Source organism: Bradyrhizobium sp. th-b2 (genome assembly GCF_000426785.1).
Classification (GTDB): domain Bacteria; phylum Pseudomonadota; class Alphaproteobacteria; order Rhizobiales; family Xanthobacteraceae; genus Bradyrhizobium; species Bradyrhizobium septentrionale.
In genome coordinates this window covers 39,661-59,560 of the sequence record NZ_AUGA01000039.1, presented here as the reverse complement: position 1 = coordinate 59,560, position 19,900 = coordinate 39,661, and the positions used below count along the sequence as shown (strand labels likewise).

The 19,900-nt window shown below is 66.3% G+C and carries 22 protein-coding genes; 18 read left to right on the top strand and 4 right to left on the bottom strand.

Annotation, left to right across the window (positions count from 1 at the left end):
* Positions 1 to 3 precede the first annotated feature (3 nt).
* Positions 4 to 921, bottom strand: a complete 918-nt coding sequence (locus K359_RS0133060) for a LysR substrate-binding domain-containing protein (RefSeq protein ID WP_029083148.1) — start codon at positions 919 to 921, stop codon at positions 4 to 6.
* Positions 922 to 1,188: 267 nt separating this feature from the next.
* On the opposite strand from K359_RS0133060, the gene K359_RS0133050 reads away from it, so the two are divergent.
* The 9 genes from K359_RS0133050 (at position 1,189) to K359_RS0133010 (ending at position 9,382) form a co-directional block, all read left to right on the top strand.
* Positions 1,189 to 2,226 (top strand): ABC transporter substrate-binding protein, encoded by a 1,038-nt coding sequence (locus tag K359_RS0133050; RefSeq protein ID WP_029083147.1) that lies wholly within the window; start codon positions 1,189 to 1,191, stop codon positions 2,224 to 2,226.
* Positions 2,227 to 2,295: 69 nt separating this feature from the next.
* Entirely contained in the window at positions 2,296 to 3,339 is a 1,044-nt protein-coding gene (locus K359_RS0133045; protein WP_029083146.1) for an ABC transporter ATP-binding protein, read from the top strand.
* Positions 3,336 to 4,241 carry an ABC transporter permease gene (locus K359_RS0133040; protein WP_029083145.1) on the top strand — a complete coding sequence of 302 codons (906 nt, stop codon included), beginning with the start codon at positions 3,336 to 3,338 and terminating at the stop codon, positions 4,239 to 4,241. Before K359_RS0133045 ends, K359_RS0133040 begins: the two co-directional genes overlap by 4 nt.
* Entirely contained in the window at positions 4,238 to 5,044 is an 807-nt protein-coding gene (locus tag K359_RS0133035) for an ABC transporter permease (protein ID WP_029083144.1), read from the top strand. Before K359_RS0133040 ends, K359_RS0133035 begins: the two co-directional genes overlap by 4 nt.
* Positions 5,045 to 5,052: 8 nt before the next feature.
* A complete protein-coding gene (locus K359_RS0133030) occupies positions 5,053 to 6,180 on the top strand; it encodes an FAD-binding oxidoreductase (RefSeq protein ID WP_029083143.1) in 1,128 nt (375 codons plus the stop codon).
* 11 nt (positions 6,181 to 6,191) lie between these two features.
* The gene (locus tag K359_RS0133025) at positions 6,192 to 6,488 is read left to right on the top strand and encodes a (2Fe-2S)-binding protein (RefSeq protein ID WP_029083142.1); all 297 of its coding nucleotides are present in this window, start codon (positions 6,192 to 6,194) and stop codon (positions 6,486 to 6,488) included.
* Complete coding sequence (locus tag K359_RS0133020; protein ID WP_029083141.1) at positions 6,485 to 7,903, top strand: NAD(P)/FAD-dependent oxidoreductase; 1,419 nt, start codon at positions 6,485 to 6,487, stop codon at positions 7,901 to 7,903. Before K359_RS0133025 ends, K359_RS0133020 begins: the two co-directional genes overlap by 4 nt.
* Entirely contained in the window at positions 7,900 to 9,021 is a 1,122-nt protein-coding gene (locus K359_RS0133015) for an FAD-binding oxidoreductase (RefSeq protein WP_029083140.1), read from the top strand. Before K359_RS0133020 ends, K359_RS0133015 begins: the two co-directional genes overlap by 4 nt.
* A 13-nt stretch (positions 9,022 to 9,034) precedes the next feature.
* Positions 9,035 to 9,382: a RidA family protein gene (locus K359_RS0133010; protein ID WP_029083139.1), complete on the top strand. Its 348-nt coding sequence runs from the start codon at positions 9,035 to 9,037 to the stop codon at positions 9,380 to 9,382.
* 179 nt (positions 9,383 to 9,561) lie between these two features.
* Here the strand turns inward: K359_RS0133010 and K359_RS0133005 are convergent, their stop codons facing one another.
* Positions 9,562 to 9,849 (bottom strand): hypothetical protein, encoded by a 288-nt coding sequence (locus K359_RS0133005; protein WP_245284797.1) that lies wholly within the window; start codon positions 9,847 to 9,849, stop codon positions 9,562 to 9,564.
* Positions 9,850 to 10,136: 287 nt separating this feature from the next.
* Here K359_RS0133005 and K359_RS0132995 point away from each other — a divergent pair, with 287 nt between their 5' ends.
* The 8 genes from K359_RS0132995 (at position 10,137) to K359_RS63515 (ending at position 16,103) form a co-directional block, all read left to right on the top strand.
* On the top strand, positions 10,137 to 11,207 hold the full coding sequence (locus tag K359_RS0132995; RefSeq protein ID WP_084518585.1) for a sensor histidine kinase: 1,071 nt from the start codon (positions 10,137 to 10,139) through the stop codon (positions 11,205 to 11,207).
* Positions 11,208 to 11,360: 153 nt separating this feature from the next.
* Complete coding sequence (locus K359_RS0132990) at positions 11,361 to 12,017, top strand: response regulator transcription factor (RefSeq protein ID WP_029083136.1); 657 nt, start codon at positions 11,361 to 11,363, stop codon at positions 12,015 to 12,017.
* 139 nt (positions 12,018 to 12,156) lie between these two features.
* Positions 12,157 to 12,540 (top strand): hypothetical protein, encoded by a 384-nt coding sequence (locus K359_RS0132985; RefSeq protein ID WP_245284796.1) that lies wholly within the window; start codon positions 12,157 to 12,159, stop codon positions 12,538 to 12,540.
* Position 12,541: 1 nt separating this feature from the next.
* Positions 12,542 to 14,293, top strand: a complete 1,752-nt coding sequence (locus K359_RS0132980) for an OmpA family protein (RefSeq protein WP_029083134.1) — start codon at positions 12,542 to 12,544, stop codon at positions 14,291 to 14,293.
* Positions 14,293 to 14,793 (top strand): Rab family GTPase, encoded by a 501-nt coding sequence (locus tag K359_RS0132975; protein WP_029083133.1) that lies wholly within the window; start codon positions 14,293 to 14,295, stop codon positions 14,791 to 14,793. Before K359_RS0132980 ends, K359_RS0132975 begins: the two co-directional genes overlap by 1 nt.
* Before the next feature lie 287 nt (positions 14,794 to 15,080).
* Complete coding sequence (locus K359_RS0132970) at positions 15,081 to 15,494, top strand: DUF3597 domain-containing protein (RefSeq protein ID WP_029083132.1); 414 nt, start codon at positions 15,081 to 15,083, stop codon at positions 15,492 to 15,494.
* A gap of 72 nt (positions 15,495 to 15,566) precedes the next feature.
* Positions 15,567 to 15,851, top strand: coding sequence for a hypothetical protein (locus tag K359_RS0132965; RefSeq protein WP_029083131.1), 285 nt, complete (start codon positions 15,567 to 15,569; stop codon positions 15,849 to 15,851).
* A gap of 90 nt (positions 15,852 to 15,941) precedes the next feature.
* Positions 15,942 to 16,103 (top strand): hypothetical protein, encoded by a 162-nt coding sequence (locus K359_RS63515; RefSeq protein WP_165127456.1) that lies wholly within the window; start codon positions 15,942 to 15,944, stop codon positions 16,101 to 16,103.
* A gap of 59 nt (positions 16,104 to 16,162) precedes the next feature.
* Here the strand turns inward: K359_RS63515 and K359_RS0132955 are convergent, their stop codons facing one another.
* Both K359_RS0132955 and K359_RS0132950 read right to left on the bottom strand, forming a co-directional pair.
* A complete protein-coding gene (locus K359_RS0132955; protein ID WP_029083130.1) occupies positions 16,163 to 16,981 on the bottom strand; it encodes a class I SAM-dependent methyltransferase in 819 nt (272 codons plus the stop codon).
* Positions 16,968 to 17,432, bottom strand: a complete 465-nt coding sequence (locus K359_RS0132950; RefSeq protein ID WP_029083129.1) for an Rrf2 family transcriptional regulator — start codon at positions 17,430 to 17,432, stop codon at positions 16,968 to 16,970. Before K359_RS0132950 ends, K359_RS0132955 begins: the two co-directional genes overlap by 14 nt.
* Positions 17,433 to 17,774: 342 nt before the next feature.
* On the opposite strand from K359_RS0132950, the gene K359_RS0132945 reads away from it, so the two are divergent.
* The gene (locus K359_RS0132945; RefSeq protein WP_051346547.1) at positions 17,775 to 19,865 is read left to right on the top strand and encodes a tetratricopeptide repeat protein; all 2,091 of its coding nucleotides are present in this window, start codon (positions 17,775 to 17,777) and stop codon (positions 19,863 to 19,865) included.
* The last annotated feature ends 35 nt before the right edge of the window (positions 19,866 to 19,900 follow it).

The window sequence follows — 19,900 nt, the reverse complement described above, 5'->3', positions numbered from 1 at the left end:
TGATTAGCCCATGCCGGTCGCGGTTTCGCCGTCAAGCGCAACGAGCGCTTGCCGCAGGGTTTCCACCAGTTCGAGCGCGACGGGCGAGGGGCGCCGCTGCGGGGGAAACACCGCGGCGAATTCGAAATCGATCCGCGGCAGGAAGCGGCGCGCCACGACGCCGCGGCTCTCGAACTCCCGCGCCGTGAACGGATCGCAGAGCGCGACGCCAAGGCCGGACGAGACCAGTCCGCACATGACCGACAGCATCGTTTCGACGCGCAGGATCCGGCGGACATCGTTGCGGCTGAAGGCCTGGTCGATGAGGTGGCGGCCGGTCGAGCCGGCCGATAGCGAGATGAACGTTTCGTCCTCGAAATCGCCCGGCTCGAGCGTGGCCTTGCTGGTGAGCCGGTGGCCGGCGGGCAGGATGGCGACGCGCGGCAGCGCGGGCATCCGCACGCATGGCAGACCGGAATGCGCGATCGGGGCCTCGGCAAAGCCGATGTCGCATTGATTGTTCAGCACCCAGTCGATCACGATCGGCGAGATCACGCCGAAGAAGGCGAGGTTGAAATTGGGCCGCTCTTTCAGGAAATGTCCGGTGAGCCGTGGCAGGAAGCCGTTGGACAGCGCAGGCAGCGCGGCAATTCGCAGCGTGCCGGTGCGGCGGCTGCGGATCTCTTCGGCGGCCGCGGTGATGCGCTCGAGGCCGACGAAGGAGCGTTCGACCTCCATATAAAGTGCCGTGGCCGCCGTGCTCGGCACCAGCCCGCTGCCACGCCGCTCGAACAGCTCCATCTTCAGCAGCGCCTGGAAATCACGGAGTAATCGGCTGACTGCCGGCTGGGTGACGGCCATCAGCTTGGCCGCCTCGGTCACGCTGCCGGTCAGCATCATGGCCCTGAAGGCCTCGACCTGCCGTGGATTGATCCGCGCCACCTTGTTCGTCCTTCATAATATTTCGGCATATGGAGCCTGTCATTATTCATTGGACGGCGAAAGCGAGGGCTGCGATCTTTTTCATCAAGTCTGGATGCCGCATGTTTTTTCAGCAGATTGGAATGGCTGAAAGGACGTTGGCGGTTTCTAGATACCGTTTTATCGCTCGGCTCGGGCTTTGAACGGGCGCAAGGCCAACCACACGCGCCGGCCTCCCGGTCATCGACTGCCGGGACGCCGCTGCGCAGCGAAATGGGAGCTTGGACGATGAAGACTCTTCGCCTTCTGTGCGCAGCCAGCCTCGCGGCGCTGGTCTCGGTGTCGTCGCAGGCCTCGGCCCAGCCGACGACGCTCTACGTCGCGGGATACGGCGGCTCGTACGAGAAGACGATGCGCGACGAGGTGATCCCCGCGTTCGAGCAGGCCAACGGTGTCAAGGTTCAATATGTCGCCGGCAACTCGACCGACACGCTCGCCAAGTTGCAGGCGCAGAAGGGCAACCAGCAGATCGATGTGGCGATCGTCGACGACGGTCCGATGTACCAGGCGATCCAGCTTGGCTTCTGCGGCAAGCTCGATGGTCTTTCCAACGTCGATCTCTACGACACCGCGCGCTTCAAGGACGACCGCGCGGTGGCGATCGGCATCGTCGCCACCGGCCTGATGTACAACACCAAGGTGTTTGCCGAGAAGGGCTGGGCGCCGCCGACATCGTGGAATGATCTGAAGGATCCGAAGTACCGGCAGCAGCTCGTCATTCCGCCGATCAACAACACCTACGGCCTGGAAGCGCTGCTGATGCTGGCGCGGATGAACGGCGGCAGCGAAGCCAATGTCGACGCCGGCTTCAAGATCTTCAAGAACGACATCAATCCGAACGTGCTGGCCTATGAGCCGTCGCCGGGCAAGATGACCGAGCTGTTCCAGTCGGGCCAGGCTGTGCTCGCGGTATGGGGCACCGGCCGCGTGCAGAGTTTTGCCAGCACCGGCTTCCCCGTCGACTTCGTCTACCCGAAGGAAGGTGCCGCTACGCTGCTCACGACCGCTTGCCCGATCGCCAAGCCGAACGCATCGCCGCTCGCCGGCGCCTTCATCAAGATGTTGCTTGATCCGAAGATCCAGCTCGTGCTGCTGAGGGAATATGGCTACGGGCCGGTGCTGAAATCGCTGGTGATCCCCGAGGGGCTCGGCAAGATGGCGCCGATCGGCGAGCGCGCGGCGAAGCTCTACAATCCCGACTGGACGGCGATCAACGAGAAGCGCGAGGACTGGACCAAGCGCTGGAATCGCGAGGTCGAGCGCTGACCTCGGGCGCAAGCCGCCTCTCGCCCGCGCCATCAATCCCGGCTCCTTCAATATCCGGAAAGCACATCGATGTCCTTTCTCGAACTCGAGCACGTTGCCAAACAGTTCGATTCGAAGACCGTCGTCGACGATTTCAGCCTCGCGGTCCGCAAGGGCGAGTTCATCTCGTTTCTCGGTCCGTCCGGATGCGGAAAGACCACGACGCTGCAGATGATCGCGGGCTTCCTCGAGCCGTCGCGCGGCGCGATCCGGCTCGAGGGGCGTGATCTCACCGCGGTGCATCCGGCAAGGCGCGGCCTTGGCGTGGTGTTCCAGAGCTATGCGCTGTTTCCGCACATGACCGTGGCCGAGAACGTCTCCTTCGGGCTCGAGATGCGGCGCGTGCCGCGGAGCCAGCGCGCCGAGCGCGTGACTGCTGCGCTCGCAATGGTCGGGCTTGCCGGCTTCGAGGAGCGCTATCCGCGGCGGATGTCGGGCGGCCAGCAGCAGCGCGTGGCGTTGGCCCGGGCGCTTGTCATCCAGCCGAGCGTGCTGCTGCTCGACGAGCCGCTGTCGAACCTCGACGCCAAGCTGCGCGAAGAGATGCAGATCGAGCTGCGCCAGATCCAGCGCACGCTGGGCACCACCACGATCCTGGTCACCCACGATCAGAACGAGGCGATGTCGCTGTCGGATCGCATCGTGGTCATGAGCCAGGGCCGCATCGAGCAGATCGGCACGCCGCAGGAGACCTATGAGCGGCCGGCGTCGGCCTTCGTCTCGCAGTTTCTCGGCAAGACCAATGATTTTGCCGCGACCGTGGACCGGACAGCCACGCCGGCACGGCTGGTCGCCGGCTCCTGGCATGCGCCGGCACCGGCGACTGTGGCCGGCCCGGTGACGATCAGCCTTCGCCCAGAACGCATCAGCTTTGCCGACGCAGGGCTCGCCGCCAAAATCGTCACCCGGATTTTCCAGGGCAATCACTGGCTGTTCCAGTGCGAGACCGAATGCGGGCCCGCGCTCGTGGTCCGTCAGAACGACGGCAAGCCGCAGCCGGCCGAAGGCGAGGCGGTTCTCCTGGCGTGGCGGCCGGAGGACATGAGCGTGCGCCCGAGTGGAGGCGTCGCATGAGCGCTGTCGACACCGCGCCGCGAGCCGTTGCGGCATCGTCCGGCCAGAGTTCAACAAGCGCGCCGTGGCTCTTGTCCGCGCCCGCGTTGATGCTGTTCGTCGGCGTGCTGGTGATCCCGCTCGCCATGACCGTGATGCTCTCGTTTCACGACTGGGGCCAATACAAGGGCATCGAGCCGGTCTTCATCCTGAAGAACTGGCGCGAGATCGCGAGCGATCCCTATTACGCGGAGATGTTCTGGCGGACATTCCGGATCGCGCTGCTGGCGACCTTGATCACCGCCGTGCTCGGCGCGCCGGAGGCCTACATCCTCAACCGCATGAGCGGACGCTGGAAGGGCTTCTTCATGCTGCTGATCCTCGGCCCGCTGCTGATCTCGGTGGTGGCGCGCACGCTCGGCTGGGCGCTGCTGTTCGGCGGCAACAACGGGCTCGTCAACAAGCTCCTGATGTCGCTTGGGGTGATCAACGCGCCGCTGCCCTTCATGTTCACCGAAACCGGCGTCGTCATAGCGCTGGCCCATGTCATGATGCCGTTCATGGTGCTCTCGGTCTGGGTCGCGCTGCAGCGCGTCGACCCGCAGATCGAGAATGCCGCGATGTCGCTCGGGGCCGGTGCCTTCACCATCGTCCGGCGCATCATCCTGCCGCAGATCATTCCCGGCGTGCTGTCGGGGGCGATCATCGTGTTCTCGCTGTCGGCCAGCGCATTCGCCACGCCCGCTATCATCGGCGGCCGCAGGCTCAAGGTCGCGGCGACGCTTGCCTATGACGAATTCCTCAACACGCTGAACTGGCCGCTTGGTGCGGCGGTCGCGGTGCTGCTGCTGGTGGCGCTGGCGCTGATTGTGGTCGGCAGCAACGCCCTGATCGAGCGGCGCTATGCCGAGGTGTTCCGATGAGAACCAACGGCCCGCTGGCGCTCGCCTTCCACGCCATTTTCGTTGTGATCATGCTGGCGCCGATCGTCGTGGTCTGCCTGGTCGCCTTCACGCCCGAGGGCTTCCTGTCGCTGCCGACCAACGGCTTCTCGCTGCGCTGGTTCAGGGCGATCGCGAACTATCCGGAATTCGTGCACGCCTTCTGGGTCAGTCTCGGGCTCGGCATGCTGTCGTCCTTCGTCGCGCTGTTGTTCGCGGTGCCGGTGGCGTTGGCGATCGCACGCTACCGGTTTCGCGGCCGCGACGCGCTGGTGGCGCTGTTCCTGTCGCCGCTGATGATCCCGCATGTGGTGCTCGGCATCGCCTTCCTGCGCTTCTTCACCTCGATCGGCATGGGCGGGAGTTTTGCGGCGCTGCTGGTTGCCCATCTGATCGTGGTGTTCCCGTTCGCGCTGCGCCTGACATTGGCCGCGGCAACCGGCATGGACCGCTCGATCGAGATGGCGGCGGTCTCGCTCGGCGCCGGCGGTTGGACGCTGTTTCGCCGCGTCACCCTGCCGTTGATCCTGCCCGGCGTGATCAGCGGCTGGGCGCTGGCCTTCATCCAGTCCTTCGACGATCTGACCATGACCGTGTTCCTGGCCGCGCCCGGCACCGAGACGCTGCCGGTCCGCATGTTCCTCTACATCCAGGACAACATCGATCCGCTGGTGACGTCGGTATCCGCGAGCGTGATCGCGATCACCATGACGGCGCTGATCCTGCTTGACCGCTTCTACGGGCTCGACCGCGTGCTCGCCGGCAAGAGCGATCCGGGGCGATAGGAGAACCTATGCACAAGGACTATGACGTCGCGGTCGTCGGCGGCGGCCTGCTCGGCTCCGCAGTTGCCTGGGGGCTGGGCCGGCTCGGCAAGACGGTGGCCGTGCTCGACGAAGGCGATATCGCCAAACGCGCCTCGCGCGCCAATTTTGCGCTGGTCTGGGTGCAGAGCAAGGGGCTCGGCATGCCGGCCTACACCGGCTGGACGGTGCGGGCATCGGAAGCGTGGGGCAGGCTCGCGGCCGAATTGAAGGACCAGACCGGCCTCGACGTCGCCCTGCAGCAGAATGGCGGATTTCATCTGACGCTCGGCGAGGACGAGTTCGCGCAGCGCGGCCAGCTCGTCACGCGCATGCACAACCAGGTCGGCGCGGCCGACTACAGGATGGAGATGCTGTCGGCATCATCAGTCAAGAAGATGCTGCCGCTGATCGGTCCCGAAGTCTCGGGCGGCAGCTTCTGTCCGCTCGACGGTCACGTGAATTCGCTGCGCACGTTCCGCGCCTTTCATACCGGCATGAAACTGTTCGGCGTCGACTATCTGCCGGAGCGGCCGGTGTCCGCGATCGTCAGCGAGGGCGGCGAATTCAGGCTCGCGACGCCGCAGGGCGAAATCCGCGCGGCAAAAGTCGTGCTCGCGGCCGGCAACGCCAATCAGAATCTGGCGCCGATGGTTGGCCTCGATGCGCCGATGGAGCCGACGCGCGGACAGATCGTCGTGACCGAGCGCACCGTGCCGTTCCTGCCGCACCCGCTGACCACCGTGCGCCAGACCGACGAGGGCACGGTGATGATCGGCGACAGCCGCGAGGAGCAGCTCGATGATCGCGCGGTCAATCATGCGGTGAGTGCGGTGATGGCGGATCGCGCGCAGCGCACGTTCCCACATCTCGCACGCCTCAACGTCGTGCGCACATGGGCCGGCATCCGCGTGATGACGCAGGACGGCTTTCCGATCTACGACCAGTCGGAGCGCGCGCCCGGCGCATTCGTTGCCTGCTGCCATTCCGGCGTGACGCTGGCATCCAACCACGCCTTCGACGTCGCTCGCATGATCGCCGACGGCGCGCTCGAGCCCGAATTGGTGGGGGCGTTCTCGGCCCGCCGCTTCGGCGCGCCGCGCGCAGGCCAGCATTGAAGAGGCATCCAATGTTCAAACGATCCGATCAAGACAAGCGGCCGAGCGTGCAGATCTTTGTCGATGGCGCCGCCATCGAGGCGCGCGCCGGGGACACGGTGTCCGCGGCGCTGCTGGCCTCTGGCCGCGACGTGCGGCGCGCCACCGCAGTCAACGGTGCGCCGCGGCTGCCCTATTGCATGATGGGCGTCTGTTTCGACTGCCTCGTCACCATCGACGGCGTCGGCAATCGGCAGGGCTGCCTGGTGCCGGTCACTGAGGGCATGCAGATCGAAATCCAGAAGGGCAAGAGGGAGATCGGCCGATGACCACGACGCCTCGTCGCGACAATTATGACGTCGTGGTGATCGGAGCGGGCCCGGCAGGGCTTGCCGCGTCCGCGATGGCGGCCGGGGCCGGCCTGTCGACACTGCTGCTCGACGAGAATCCGGGCCCCGGAGGCCAGGTCTGGCGCAGCATCGCGTCGACGCCGGTGACGGCGCCCGAGCAACTGGGGGCCGATTATTGGGCGGGCGCCGATATCGTTGCGGACGTGCAGTCGAGCGGCGCCGAGATCGTTCACCGCGCGACCGTCTGGAGCCTCGATCGTTATCTCGAGCTCGCCGTCTCGGTCGGCGGCACGTCGTCCTTCGTCGAGGCAAGGCGCGTGATTCTCGCGACCGGCGCGCTGGAGCGGCCATTTCCAATTCCCGGCTGGACGCTGCCGGGTGTGATGACCGCGGGGGCCGCGCAGACGATGTTGAAATCGTCGGGCCTGGTGCCTGATGGCCGCACCGTCATCGCGGGCCAGGGGCCGCTGCTGTGGCTGCTGGCGGCCCAGATCCTGCGGCTCGGCGGCCGGATCGATCGCATCCTCGATACGACGGAACGCCGCAATTATCTTGCGGCATTGCCTCACGCCTTGGGATTCCTGATGTCGCCCTATTTCGCCAAGGGGCTCGCGATGATGCGCGAGGTGAAGGCGAAGGTCCCCGTCGTCACCGGCGTCAGCGAGCTCGTTGCATCCGGCGATGGCCAGCTTGCCAGCGTGAGCTATGTCGCCGGCGGGCGGCGCGAGACCATTCCGGCGGAGCTGCTGCTGCTGCATCAGGGCGTCGTGCCCAACGTCAATCTGGCGATGGCGGCAGGGATCGAGCACCGCTGGGATGACCGCCAGCTCTGCTGGTCGCCGGTGCTCGATGCCGACGGCAACACGTCGGTCGCAGGCATCGCCATCGCGGGTGACGGCGCCGGCATCGGCGGCGCCAACGTTGCGGTGGCGCGTGGCCGCATCGCCGCGCGCGCCGCGGTCGAAGCGCTGGCGCCTGCCGCCACGGCGAAACTCACCGCCGAAAATTTGCTCAAGACGGCGCTGGCGCAGGCCGAACGCGGCCGCGCCTTTCTCGACGTGCTGTTCCGTCCGGCGCGCCAGTTCCGGATCCCGTCGGCGGACACGATCGTTTGCCGCTGCGAGGAGGTGACGGCCAAGGACATTCTCGATGCCGTCGCCATCGGTGCGACCGGTCCGAACCAGCTCAAAGCCTATCGGCGCACCGGCATGGGTCCCTGCCAGGGGCGTCTTTGCGGTCTCACCGTCACCGAGCTGATGGCAGAGGCGCGCGGCAAGAGCCCGCAGGAGATCGGCTACTACCGGCTACGCGCGCCGGTGAAGCCGATCACGCTGGCGGAGCTCGCGGCCATGCCGCGGACCGAGGCCGACGTCAAAGCGGTGGTGCGCGGATGACGAAGCTTGCGGATACCATCATCGTGGGTGGCGGCATCCACGGATGCTCGACCGCGCTTCATATGTGCCTGGCCGGCATGAAGCCGGTGCTGATCGAGAAGGACTATGCCGGACGCCACGCTTCCGGCGTCAACGCCGGCGGGGTCCGGCAACTCGCACGGCATGTCGCCGAGATTCCGCTCTCCATTCGTTCGATGGACATATGGGAGCGGATCGAGCAGCTGGTCGACGACGATTGCAGCTTCGAGAGCCATGGCCAGGTGCTGGTCGCCGAGAACGCCGCGGAGCTGGAAACGTGCCGCGCCCGGGTTGCGGAGTTGAACGCGCTCGGCTTCACCCATGAGGAGCTGATCGACGCAACGGAGCTGCGGCGGCTGGTGCCTGCGGTGGCCGACAGCTGTCCCGGCGGCGTGGTCTCACCGCGCGATGGCGCGGCCAATCCGGCGCAGACCACCACGGCGTTTCGGCGCAAGGCCGAGATGCTCGGAGCGACCGTGCGCGAGGGCGTCGCCGCCAGCAATATCCGCCAGCATGACGGGCTCTGGCATGTCGATGTCGGTGCCGACAGCTACGCCGCGCCGGTGCTCGTCAACGCCGCCGGCGCGTGGGCCGGGCGGATCGCCGCCAGTCTCGGCGAGCCGGTTCCGGTCGAGACGGTGGCGCCGATGCTGATGATCACCTCGCGCGTGCCGCATTTCATCGATCCCGTCGTGATCCTGCGTGGCCGCAAGCTGTCGTTCAAGCAATTCGCCAATGGCACGGTGCTGATCGGCGGCGGCCATCTGGCAATACCGGATCAGGACCGCAACGAGACGGTGCTCGACTGGCACAGCCTTGCGGTGAGTGCGCGCACCGTGTTCGAGCTATTCCCGGTGATGCGTGCCGCGACCATCATGCGCGCCTGGGCCGGCATCGAGGCGCGCACCAGGGACGAGCTGCCTGTGCTGGGGCCGAGTGCCCGTCACAAGGGGCTCTATCACCAGTTCGGCTTTTCGCTGCATGGCTTTCAGCTCGGTCCCGCCGCCGGCGCGGTAATGGCGGAGTTGATCGCCAATGGCGGCACCCAGACCCGGATCGGCGATCTCGGCATCGAGCGCTTCCAGACTTCCCAACCCTGAAGACGAGGACATCATGACCATCACCCGCAGCATCCGCACGCCGATCATGCATCGCGCCGTCGAAGCCAACGGCTTCGTATTCATCGGCGGCACCATCGCCGACGACACCAGCGTCTCGATGGGCGAGCAGACCCGCAACATCCTCGGCAAGATCACGGGCTATTTGAAGCAGGCCGGAACGGACCCCTCGCGCGTTGTCAGCGCCTCGATCTTCGTGACCGACCTGTCGAAGAAAAAGGAGATGGACGCGATCTGGACCGAATTCTTCGGCGACAATCTGCCGGCGCGGGCAACGGTCGGTGTGGCCGATCTCGGCGGCGGCGCACTGATCGAGGTGGTGGTGACCGCGCTCAAGGGCTAAGCATGATCCGGAAAAGTGCATAGCGGTTTTCCGAACAGATCATGCTCAAACGAGAAGCATGATCCGGACCCGACGGGCCGCGTTAGCGCAAAGTGCATCGCGGTTTTCCCTCGCGACAAACGCGGAACGCGTTTGCGCGGAGATCGTGCGCAGACAGGAGCCCAGGGCGCGATGAGGGTTCAATCTGAACTCATCGCGCCCTGGACCACGCCGTCCGCCGTCGGAGCTGCATAAATTTCCCGCGCGCGCTTGGTCACGGCCGCATAACGCGCCGTGGCGCTGAGGCTCATCAGGCCGGCGCGCACCAGTCCGAGAATGGCACGCCGGGAGTGGAACGGCCCGGTCTTGCGCGCGGCATATCCGCGCGGATAGAGCTGCAGGCGGCCGGCGAGAGCCTCCTGCAACGCCACCTTCTGGGTGGCACTCAGGCGCCGGCGCCGTGCGGGCTTCTCTGCTTCCGCCAACATACGCAGCTCGATGCGCGACGATTTTCGTGGCGCGGCCCTCATTGTCAGCTCAAGCTCCGGTCGACCGGCGCGGCCCTGCAAGGGCACAGCCCGGCTGGCGTCGCCATCGGCGACGGCAAGTGGCACATCATGGATTGCGCCGTTGCTCATAGTTGAGAGACAACCGCATTTCGTGCGGTTGCGGCATCTGACGAAAGTCAGGATCGGTTGTGACGAAAGTCATATTCGTTTGCGGCCGCCACCGGCTTACGCCAGAGTGGGCTGCTCGCTGAGCTGATGGGCAACGCATGATCGATCTGAGCGCGGATTTGCTTGCGGCCGCAGAAGCCGATGTCATCGGTCTCGCCGTCATCGCTGCTGACCGACGCATGCATCGCAAGATCGGGCGGCTGGTCGAATGGCTTCCCGCCATCGGCGTCGATTGCTGCGAGTGCATGCTGCTGGTCGGCATGGAAGCCGAGTTGGCGGCACTGGCCGAGGGCCAGCGTGACATGATCGCGCTCGCCGGTGTGCGTGGCGCCTCGCCGGGGATCACGCAGCCGATAACGGCGGTGGTGCGGTGGAATGGCGCGCAGTCGCATTATTTCGTCATCGCCATGCCGGACTTCGCGGGCCGTCAGGTCGAAACGCTGCTCGGCAGCGAGCGCCGGGCACGGCGGCTGATGGAGCAGCAGCTCGAGGCGGCGAGCGCCGAGGTGCGGTTTGCCTCGCTGGCGCGGACCCGTCTGCGGCTGGCGCGCGATCTGCACGATACGCTGGTGCATTCGATCGTGGCGTTGCTGACCCAGATCCGGCTGATCAGGCACTATTTGTCGGCCGATCCCGCACGCGTGGCCGACAGTCTTGCGACCGCGGAAGACGCGGCGGCGAGCGGCCTTTCGCGTGCCCGCGAAGCCATCGATCGTCTGCGCACGCCCGACGATCTGAAGCTTGATCCCGATGTCGAGGGACTGCTGAGCGATTTCGCCGCACGCAGCGGCGTCAGGGTCTCGATCCAGATCGACGAGCAGGCACGGCCCGGCTTGCGCGACTGCGGTCTGACCGTTCAACGCATCCTCTCTGAGGCGCTGCGCAATGTTCAGGCACATGCCCAGGCGCGCCGCGTCTCCTTTCACGCCTTCGCCGAGCCGGCCGCGGTCGGCCGCAAGCTCGTTGTCGAGATCCGCGATGACGGCCGCGGCTTCGATCCCGCAGAGCCTACTCCAGGACATTTCGGATTGATTGGCATGGCCGAATTTGCTGAACTTGTCGGCGGAAGCTGCGCGGTGGAGAGCGCGCCTGGCCAGGGAACGCTGGTCCGGATATTGCTGCCCGTGGCGGTGCCGCCGACAGCGTCTGTCGGCGTGCTGGCTGATTGATGTCACGGCCCGCGCATTGAGCGCGTTTTTTCGAGCAAAGTGGCTACCGGTTCGCGTAAAGTAAACGCGACCAACAAGAGGATAAGAGCATGATCCGATTCGATCGGATCATGCTTTGGAGCGAGAAGACCTTCGAGAGGATGACGGAAGCCCGTGAGCAGGATTGAGAAGGTACGGGTGCTGATCGCCGAGGATCAGACGCTGATCAGGGAAGGTATCGCGACACTGCTTGCCCAGCAGAACGACGATTTCGAGATCCTGCCTGGTGCGGCCGATGGCGAGCAGGCCATCGAATTCGCGCGGCGCTATCGGCCGGACGTCATCCTGATGGACCTGCAGATGCCGCGGGTCGACGGCATTGCCGCGACCCAGCGGATTCTCCGCGAGCTGCCGCAGACCCATATCGTGGTGCTGACGACGTTCGAGACCAACGATCTGATCTTCGAGGCGGTCAGCGCGGGCGCCAAGGCGTATCTGTTGAAGGACGCCAGGATCGAGGAGATCGCGGGCACGATCCGCGCCGTGATCAACGGCCAGTCCGGGCTGTCGCCGAGCGTCGCCGCGCGCATCCTCGACGAGTTCAAGCGGCTGCGCGGCCCGCGCGTCTCGGCGAAGCTGCCGGTTCGCGACGGGCTGACGGCGCGGGAGAATGAAATTCTCACGCTGATCGTCGAGGGCAAGAGCAATACCGAGATAGGTGAACGGCTGCATTTGGCCGAAGGAACCGTGAAGAACTACGTCAGCACGATCCTGGAGAAATGCCAGGTCAAGAACCGTACGGAACTGGCAATAAAGGCAATAACTTACTAGAAATAATTGCCCCAAGCAGCACAACTACGCGGTTGATCCGGCTGAGATTGCTCGCCTTTCTCTGGGCCGCGCCCGTAAAATTGGCTATAGGATTGTTCCGGATTTGCTTTTTGACACTGCACGTCCGGATTGCGCGGCCATGAGTAATAAGCAGGGAATGACCATGAAGGGTATCGAGCGCCAGACCACCGATGGACTGGCAAACGCTCCGGCGGCCGGCAACGGCGTGGATCCGGCGGCGCATGGCATGGCGGCGATCGATCAGGTCCGCGATCTGCTGTTCGGCGGCGCGCAACGCTCGCTCGAGACCAACCTCTCGGGTCTGCGCGAGGAGATGCAGGCGCAGCTCAAGCAGATGCAGGCGGACTTCACCAACGAGCTCACCGCGCTACAGGCGCGGCTCTCCGACCTCGAGCGGGATACCGAGCAGAAGCGCCTCGACTCGCTGAAGGATGTCGGTGCGGCCATCACCCAGCTCGGCGCTGCGATCAGCGGATTGGGATCGGGCCGCTCGGGCAATTAGCATGGCAGCTGCTGCCGGCCAGAACCGCGAGATCGAGCAGCTCAAGACATTGCTGTTTCAGCCCGAAGCGACGCGTCTGACGTCGCTGGAGGCCGACCTCGACTCGCTGCAGCGATATGTCGGCAACGCCGACCGCCTGGAGACGGCAACCGCCGGCATCCTGGTGGAGGCGCTGGAGCGCGCCGAGGTCAACCGGCCGCGCGAGCTTGCCAGTGCGATCGCGCCGGTCGTGGTCTCCGCGATCCGGAGCGAGATCAAGAATTCGCGCGAGCAGATGATCGAGGCGCTCTATCCGATCGTCGGCCGGCTGGTCAGCGCCGCGGTTGCGAATTCGTTTCGGGAACTGGTTGCCTCGCTCGAGCAGCGCATCAATGCGTTGACCTCGGCCCAGCTGTGGGTGGGGCGCGTCAAGTCGCTGGTGACGGGACGCCCGATCAGCGAATTCGTGCTCGCGGACAACCCGCCGCGCGTCAACCGCCTGCTGATCATCGAGCGCGGCAATGGCCGCCTGATCGCGGACTGGAAGCGCGACGCCACCGACGACGAACGCGCCGACCTGCTCAGTGCGATGGTCGCGGCGATCCTGGAATTCTCGGTGCAGGCGCTCGCCGGCGAAGGCAATCTGCAGACGCTCGATTTCGGCGGGCGGCAGCTCGCGCTGCGCGCCTCGCCCCGCTTCATCCTGGCGGCGGAGTGCCTCGGGCCGCTGCGTCCCGCCGACAATGCCAGGATCAATTCGCTGTTCTTCGATGCGATCGAGCGCATCGACCGCGGCGCGGATTGCGATGGGCCGATGCTCGCCACGCTCGCCGCGTCGATCGAAACCGATGACACCCCGCGCAGGATCGCGAGCCGGCGCGGCAAGGTCATCCTGATCGCCTTGCTCGCGGCGGTGGCCGCGCTGTTGCTCTGGCTCGCCATGACGTCGCTGACGCGCAGCCTGCTGGAGCGGCGGACCCACGCGGCATTGGAGCAGCTCGCCGCCAAGCAGCCGCTGCTGGCCTCGTTCCCGGTTCGGCTTGATTTCGATCACGGCAGCCGCAGCGTGGCGGTCTCGGGTATCGAGCCCAGCCAGCTGGAGACCGCGCCATTGCTCGACGCGCTCGCAGCCGCGACGGCGCCGTACAGGATCGTCAACCGCATCGGCCTGGTGTCCGCACCGGAGCAGGTCGCGGCATCGCAGGCCGGCATCGCGGGCCTGCAGCAGAGCATGGCGCGCCTGCAGGCGAGCCTCGACCAGATGCGCGAGGCGATGAGCGCACAGGCCCAGTCGGGCGACCAGAAATATGCCGCGCTGAACGCGCAATATGACAAGCTCGGCGAGCAGTACGCGAAGTTGGGCGAACAGGTCGTCAAGCTGCAGTCGGTCGTCGACGGTCCGGCAGGGCGGCTCGACCGGTTCATCGCCACCACCGCGATCTTCTTCGTTTACAACGCCGACGAATTCCTCGACGCCGATCAGGCCGAGCAGCAGCTTCGCGAGCTCGCCGGATTGCTGGCGAACAACGATCTCAGGCTGCGCATCGTCGGCTACGCCGACCAGAGCGGCACGGAAGGCACCAACCGGACGCTGGGGCGCAAGCGCGCCGAGCAGGTGCAGCGCAGGCTGACCGCGCTTGGCGTCGATCCGTCGCGGCTGATCCTGGTGTCGCGCGCCGCGACGATGCCGATCACTGACCGGCCCGACACCACCGCCGGCGGCAACCGCCGGGTGTCGTTCGAGACGGTCTATCGAGGCGAAGTGTCGCGCTGATGCTCACCGCAAAAGTCATGTTGCTCGGCGATATGGGGGTCGGCAAGACGTCGATCCTCTACCGGCTGATCTACAATCGGTTCGAGGGCCAGTACAAATCGACGTTGGGCGTCGAGATCCTGAGTCATGACGTGGTGCCGGCGGACGGCAGCGATCCGATGCGCCTCGTGCTGTGGGACACCGACGGCGATTTCGGCACGCAGATCTTCGACACCGTCTATGTCACCGGCGCATCCGCCGCCATCATCGTGTCCGACGTCACGCGGCCGCAGACGGTGACCCGCATGGTCGAGCTGGTCCGCGGTTTCGAGGAACGGTTTCCGGGCCGGCCGTACCGGGCGCTGTTGAACAAGATCGACCTGCCGGAGGCCGCGGGAAGCGCCGGCGCGATCGGCGAGCTCGCGAAGTCGAGCGTCAAATCGGTCAGCGCCAAGACCGGCACAGGCATTGCGGAATGCTTTGTCGAACTCGCGCAGACCATCCGCCGCCGTCAGCTTTAGCTCAGGAAACCTAGGCGCAGGTTTGTGTCAGCCGCCCCGACTTCTCGGGGCTGGCGAATCGGGCCGGGACGGCTGACTTCATCGCACGTGGGGCGTACGATGAAACGCTCTCGATATGCGGCCGCTTGGCGAGCCGCACACTCTTCCCGCAAAGTGCACCACGCAGCCCACACTCCGATAGTGACGATGGTCATCTTCCGTTCGGCCAATGGCCTGCCTATCGTCCGCTCCGTCACTGGAACCAGCCATGAGGCAGAAGGTGTCTCGGGCGCACGGAGTGAGAGATCATGAGCATTTTTGGAAGCATCATGGGTGCAATCTTCGGCCATGGCGCCCAGGCCAAAACCGCTGGGACCGCCGCTGAGACCACAACGACGGCTGCGCCGGGTGCCTCGCCGGCAGCACCGTCGACGTCGGCTGCATCGACAGCGCCCGCGGCGCAAACCGTCGACGTCGCGGCGATCGTCGACAAGGCCGCCGCGGCCACCGGCGAGAAGCTCGACTGGCGCAGCTCGATCGTCGATCTGATGAAGGCGCTCGGCCTCGACAGCAGCCTTGCAGCGCGCAAGGAGCTCGCGAGGGAGCTGCACTACACCGGCGATACCGACAACACCGCCACGATGAACGTCTGGCTGCATCAGCAGGTGATGGCCAAGCTCGCCGCCAATGGCGGCAAGCTGCCGGCCGACATCAAGACCTGACGATTTGCCTTGGTGCGAGGCGCGCGTCTCGCACGGCTTCGAACGATCTGGATTGCGTGAGGAGCAGTTGTGATGGCCTCATCTCATCTTGCCATCCTGAACAAGCGGCGGTCCGCCATGTTGCGGTCCGCCGGATCGATCGGCGCGGCACTTGGATCTATCGCGTTGACGCTCGGTATCGCCATTGCCATCGCACATGCCGATAGCGCCAGCGACGAGCCGCGGCCGGCGAATGCGAATGTGCAGCGCGCCGCGCAGAACCTGCCGCCGGCGCGGGTCATCCTGCCGGCGCCGTGGGAGCAGGCTGCTCCCACGGCGCCGGTCGCAGCGCCAGCGAAGCCGGCAGACCGCAAATAATCTTCGCGCTTTCGTTGCGACCGGCGATCCACGCCTTGCGTAGCGAGCGCTGCGAATGGCCCGCACACCGCCCAGCTCTGGAGCCTCGCCATGCCAGAACAGGTCAAGCTGCCCCGAAAATTGTCGCAGGAGCCCGGTGGTCCGTCGACACTGCGGCCGAGCCACCGGCGGGTGATCGAGGACCGCTGGGCCAACAGCCCCGGCCTGCAGCCGCCGAGCGATGGAGAGAAGCAGGACGACGATACGCGCTGAGGCGAGAACTGCACGGCCACAGACCCGCCTCACCGAGCCCGCCAAACTCCGCACTGCGATCAGAGCCGCCGGGCCGTCGCGACCAGTGCGGTCGAGGGAATCGCGAAGATGTCACCGACCCGTCCGCGCTCGATCTCGCTCCGGAAGGCGCGCGCGACCGCGGCGCTCTGGCCCGCGTCGAGCCCACTCCAGTGCGGCATGAATTCGAACAGTCTGTCGACATCGCCGGGATTGCCGACATTGAGTTTGAAGTCATGGGTGATCTCGGCCACCGCCGGATCGGAGAAGCCGGCGGCGATGAGCGCGGCAGTGAGGCGGCCGGGATCGGCGAGCTCGGCGAGGCCCGTGCAGGGCATCGGTGTGACATTGTCGGGATAGAGCCGCCGGATGATCTGCGCGAGCTGCAGATGCACCGCGGCGCCGTCGGCGCTTTTCCAGACCGCAATCGCGGCCGTCCCGCCTGATCGCGTCACCCGCGCCATCTCGCGCAATCCGGCGCGCCAGTTGGGAAACAGCATCACGCCGAACACCGACACCGCCGCATCGAATACGGCATCTGGCAGGTCGAGCGCCTGGCCGTCCATCTGCCGCGCCTCGATATTCGCGACATCATGCGCGCGGACCCGCGCCACCATGCCGGCGGAGAAGTCGATCGCGGTGACGTCTGCGCCGGTGCGGGCGGCGGCAAGCGCTGCCGCACCGGTGCCGGTGGCGACGTCGAGCACCCTGGATGACGGGCCGATCGGGAGTGTTGCGACCGCGGCGTCGGCGAAGTGCGTCGTGAACGGCTGCGACTGCGCCTCGTAGGTGGCAACCATCTTGTCCCAGTGCGCGGGATCGTTGAACGGCAGCGGTTTCGCCTGCTCACTTGACTGCATGGATCTGGTCCTCGAGGCTTTGTTTGTGCTTGGCGAGCCGGCGCTTGAAATCCTTGGCGAGGGCATCGAGCGTCACCGCGCCGAGCCGCTTCAGGAAGATCGCCTCGACCTCTCGAAACGTGCCAGACAGCGCGTCGTTGACCGCCTGTTCGACCAGACAGCCGGGATTTTCCGAGCGATGGCCCATCGCAACGATGGTGGGCGCGCCGACCGCGCGATAGATGTCCGCGAGCGTGATGTCGGCGGGATCGCGCGCCAGCGTCCAGCCGCCGCCATGGCCTTTCTCCGAACGGACCAGCCCCCGCTCGCGCAGGCCCGCCATCACGCGGCGTACGACCACCGGGTTGGTGGCCATCGCCTGGGCAAGTTGCTCCGACGTGACCGGCTCGCCCGCTCCGATCATGTGGAGCAGGCCGTGCAGCACACCAGACAAACGGCTATCGCGTATCATGTAACTTCATATGTTGCATGATGGGCCGGACGTCAAGAGGGGCGATGGCGGGCGCATCATCGCTCCTGGTCGCCCTCTTACCTCCCCTTGAAAAGGGGAGGTCGCCTTGCTCCGCAGAGCAAAGCGGGTGGGGATCCGCTCTCTCCGCTTGCAGCGTCGTCTGCGGCTGACCCCCATCCCGACCTTCCCCCTTTCAGGGGGAAGAAGAGATCAGGGCCTGCACCCGGGTTATGATTCTTCAATCGGGATATTCGTGCCGGATTTGGCGGCGCCGCCCGTTTAATCCCTATCGGGATTGTGAAGGGCGAGGGCGGTATCGTGGGCAGTGTGGCGGTTGATCGAATGTTGCTGGATGCGGTGGCGCATTATGGCGCTGGCCGCGCGACGGAGGCCGGCACGCTGTGCGGCGATATCCTGACCGCCGATCCCGACCATGTTCCGGCGCTGCATCTGTCCGCCGTCATCGCCTTCGTGACCGATCGTGCTGCGGAGGGCGCGGTGCTGCTGAACCGGGTGTTCAGCCTCGATCCGCATCATGGGCCGGCATTCGCCACGCTCGGCGACGCGCTCGCCGTGAAGGGCGAGCATGAGGGCGCGGCGGCGGCGTTCCAGCGCGGCGTGACGCTGCGGCCGAAGGATGCCAGCCTGCACATCAAGCTCGGCGTTGCGCTGTGCGACCTGTCGCGCTTCGACGAGGCCGAGACGGCATTCCGCCGCGCCATCGCGCTCGATCCCGGCCTGACGCGGGCGAAGTTCAACCTCGCCGTTGCGCTGGCCGGGCAGCGGCGGCCGGTCGAGGCGGAGCAGGCCTATCGCGAGGTGATCGCGCGGGACCCGGCCTATCGCGGCGTCTGGCTCAATCTCGGCAATGTGTTGACCGATCAGAACAAGCTCGGCGACGCCGCCACCGCCTATCGCCGCGGCATTGGCGCCGATCCCGACAATGCCGGGCTGCATTGCGGTCTCGGCGGCGCGCTCTACCGCCAGGGCCTGCTCGACGACGCGATTGTGCAATTTCGCCGCGCGACGGCGCTCGATCCGGAGAACCTCACCCCGCAGCGTCTGCTTGCGATGGTCCTGCACGAAGCGGGCGAGCGCGAGGAGGCCCTCCGCATCTATCGGAATGTCTCGGCCCGCGACCCGTCCGACCACGTCATCCTCAACAATCTCGGCGCCTGCCTGTTCGAGCTTGGGCAGGTCGACGACGCCATCGCCTGCGCCGAGCTCGCGCTGGCGCTCAAGCCGGACTATGCGGCTGCGCACACCAATCTCGGGATCATCTTCGAGGCGCAAAATCTGGTCGAGGCGGCGGTCGCGGCACATCGGCGCGCCATTGAGCTCGAGCCCCATTACGCCAAGGGCCATGCCAATCTCGCGGTCGCGCTGCGCAATGCCGGCGACATCGATGCGGCGCTGGTGGCCTCGCGCAAGGCCATCGCGCTCGATCCCGATCAGCCGCTTGCGCATTACAACCACGCGCATTTCCTCCTGATGAACGGCGAGTTCGAGGAGGGTTTTGAAGAGTACCAGTGGCGCCGCAAGACCAAGATGCTCAGTGACGGCGATCCCGTGTTCGACGAGCCCGAATGGCAGGGGGAGCCGCTCGCCGGGCGCACGCTGCTGCTGTTTGCCGAATACGGGCTCGGCGACGCCATCAATTTCGTCCGCTATGTGCCGATGCTGGCGGGCAGAGGCGGCCGGATCATCCTGCAGGTGCAGCCGGCGCTGGTCTCACTGCTGCGGCCGATGCTGCCCGATGTCGCGGTGTTCGCCCGCGGCGAGCCATTGCCGCCGTTCGATCTACAGCTGCCTCTGCTGAGCCTGCCGCGGATCTTCCGCACCACCGTCGATACGATTCCCGCTGACGTGTCCTATCTGCAGGCGGATGCCGTCAAGCTCGCGCGCTGGCGCGCGGCGCTCGCCGGCGCTGCCGGGCTGAAGGTCGGCGTGGTGTGGGCCGGCAACCCGAGGCACAAGGGCGACCGCCAGCGCTCGCTGCCGGCAGACGCCGTGTTGCCGCGGCTGGTCACACCTGGTGTCCAGCTCTACAGCCTGCAGAAGGAACCACGGCCGGATGATGCTCCGATCCTGCGGCGTCTCGGTTCCGATATCGTCGACCTCGCGCCGACGCTCGGCGATTTCGCCGACACCGCGGCTGCCGTCTGCGCGCTCGATCTCGTGATCGCCGTCGACACCTCGGTCGCCCATCTTGCCGGCGCACTCGGTCGCCCGGTTTGGCTGCTGTGTCCCTATGCGCTGGACTGGCGCTGGCTGCGCGATCGCGCCGACACGCCGTGGTATCCGACCATGCGGCTGTTCCGCCAGGACCGACCGCAGGCCTGGGACCGCGTGCTGGCGCGGATGTCGGACGAGCTTGCGCGTCTCGCGGCCGGCGAGCGTGACTTGCTGCTGGCGCCGGTGCAGCGGGGATAATCAGCCAGCGGCGCCGATGGGCGGGCGGATCGTCT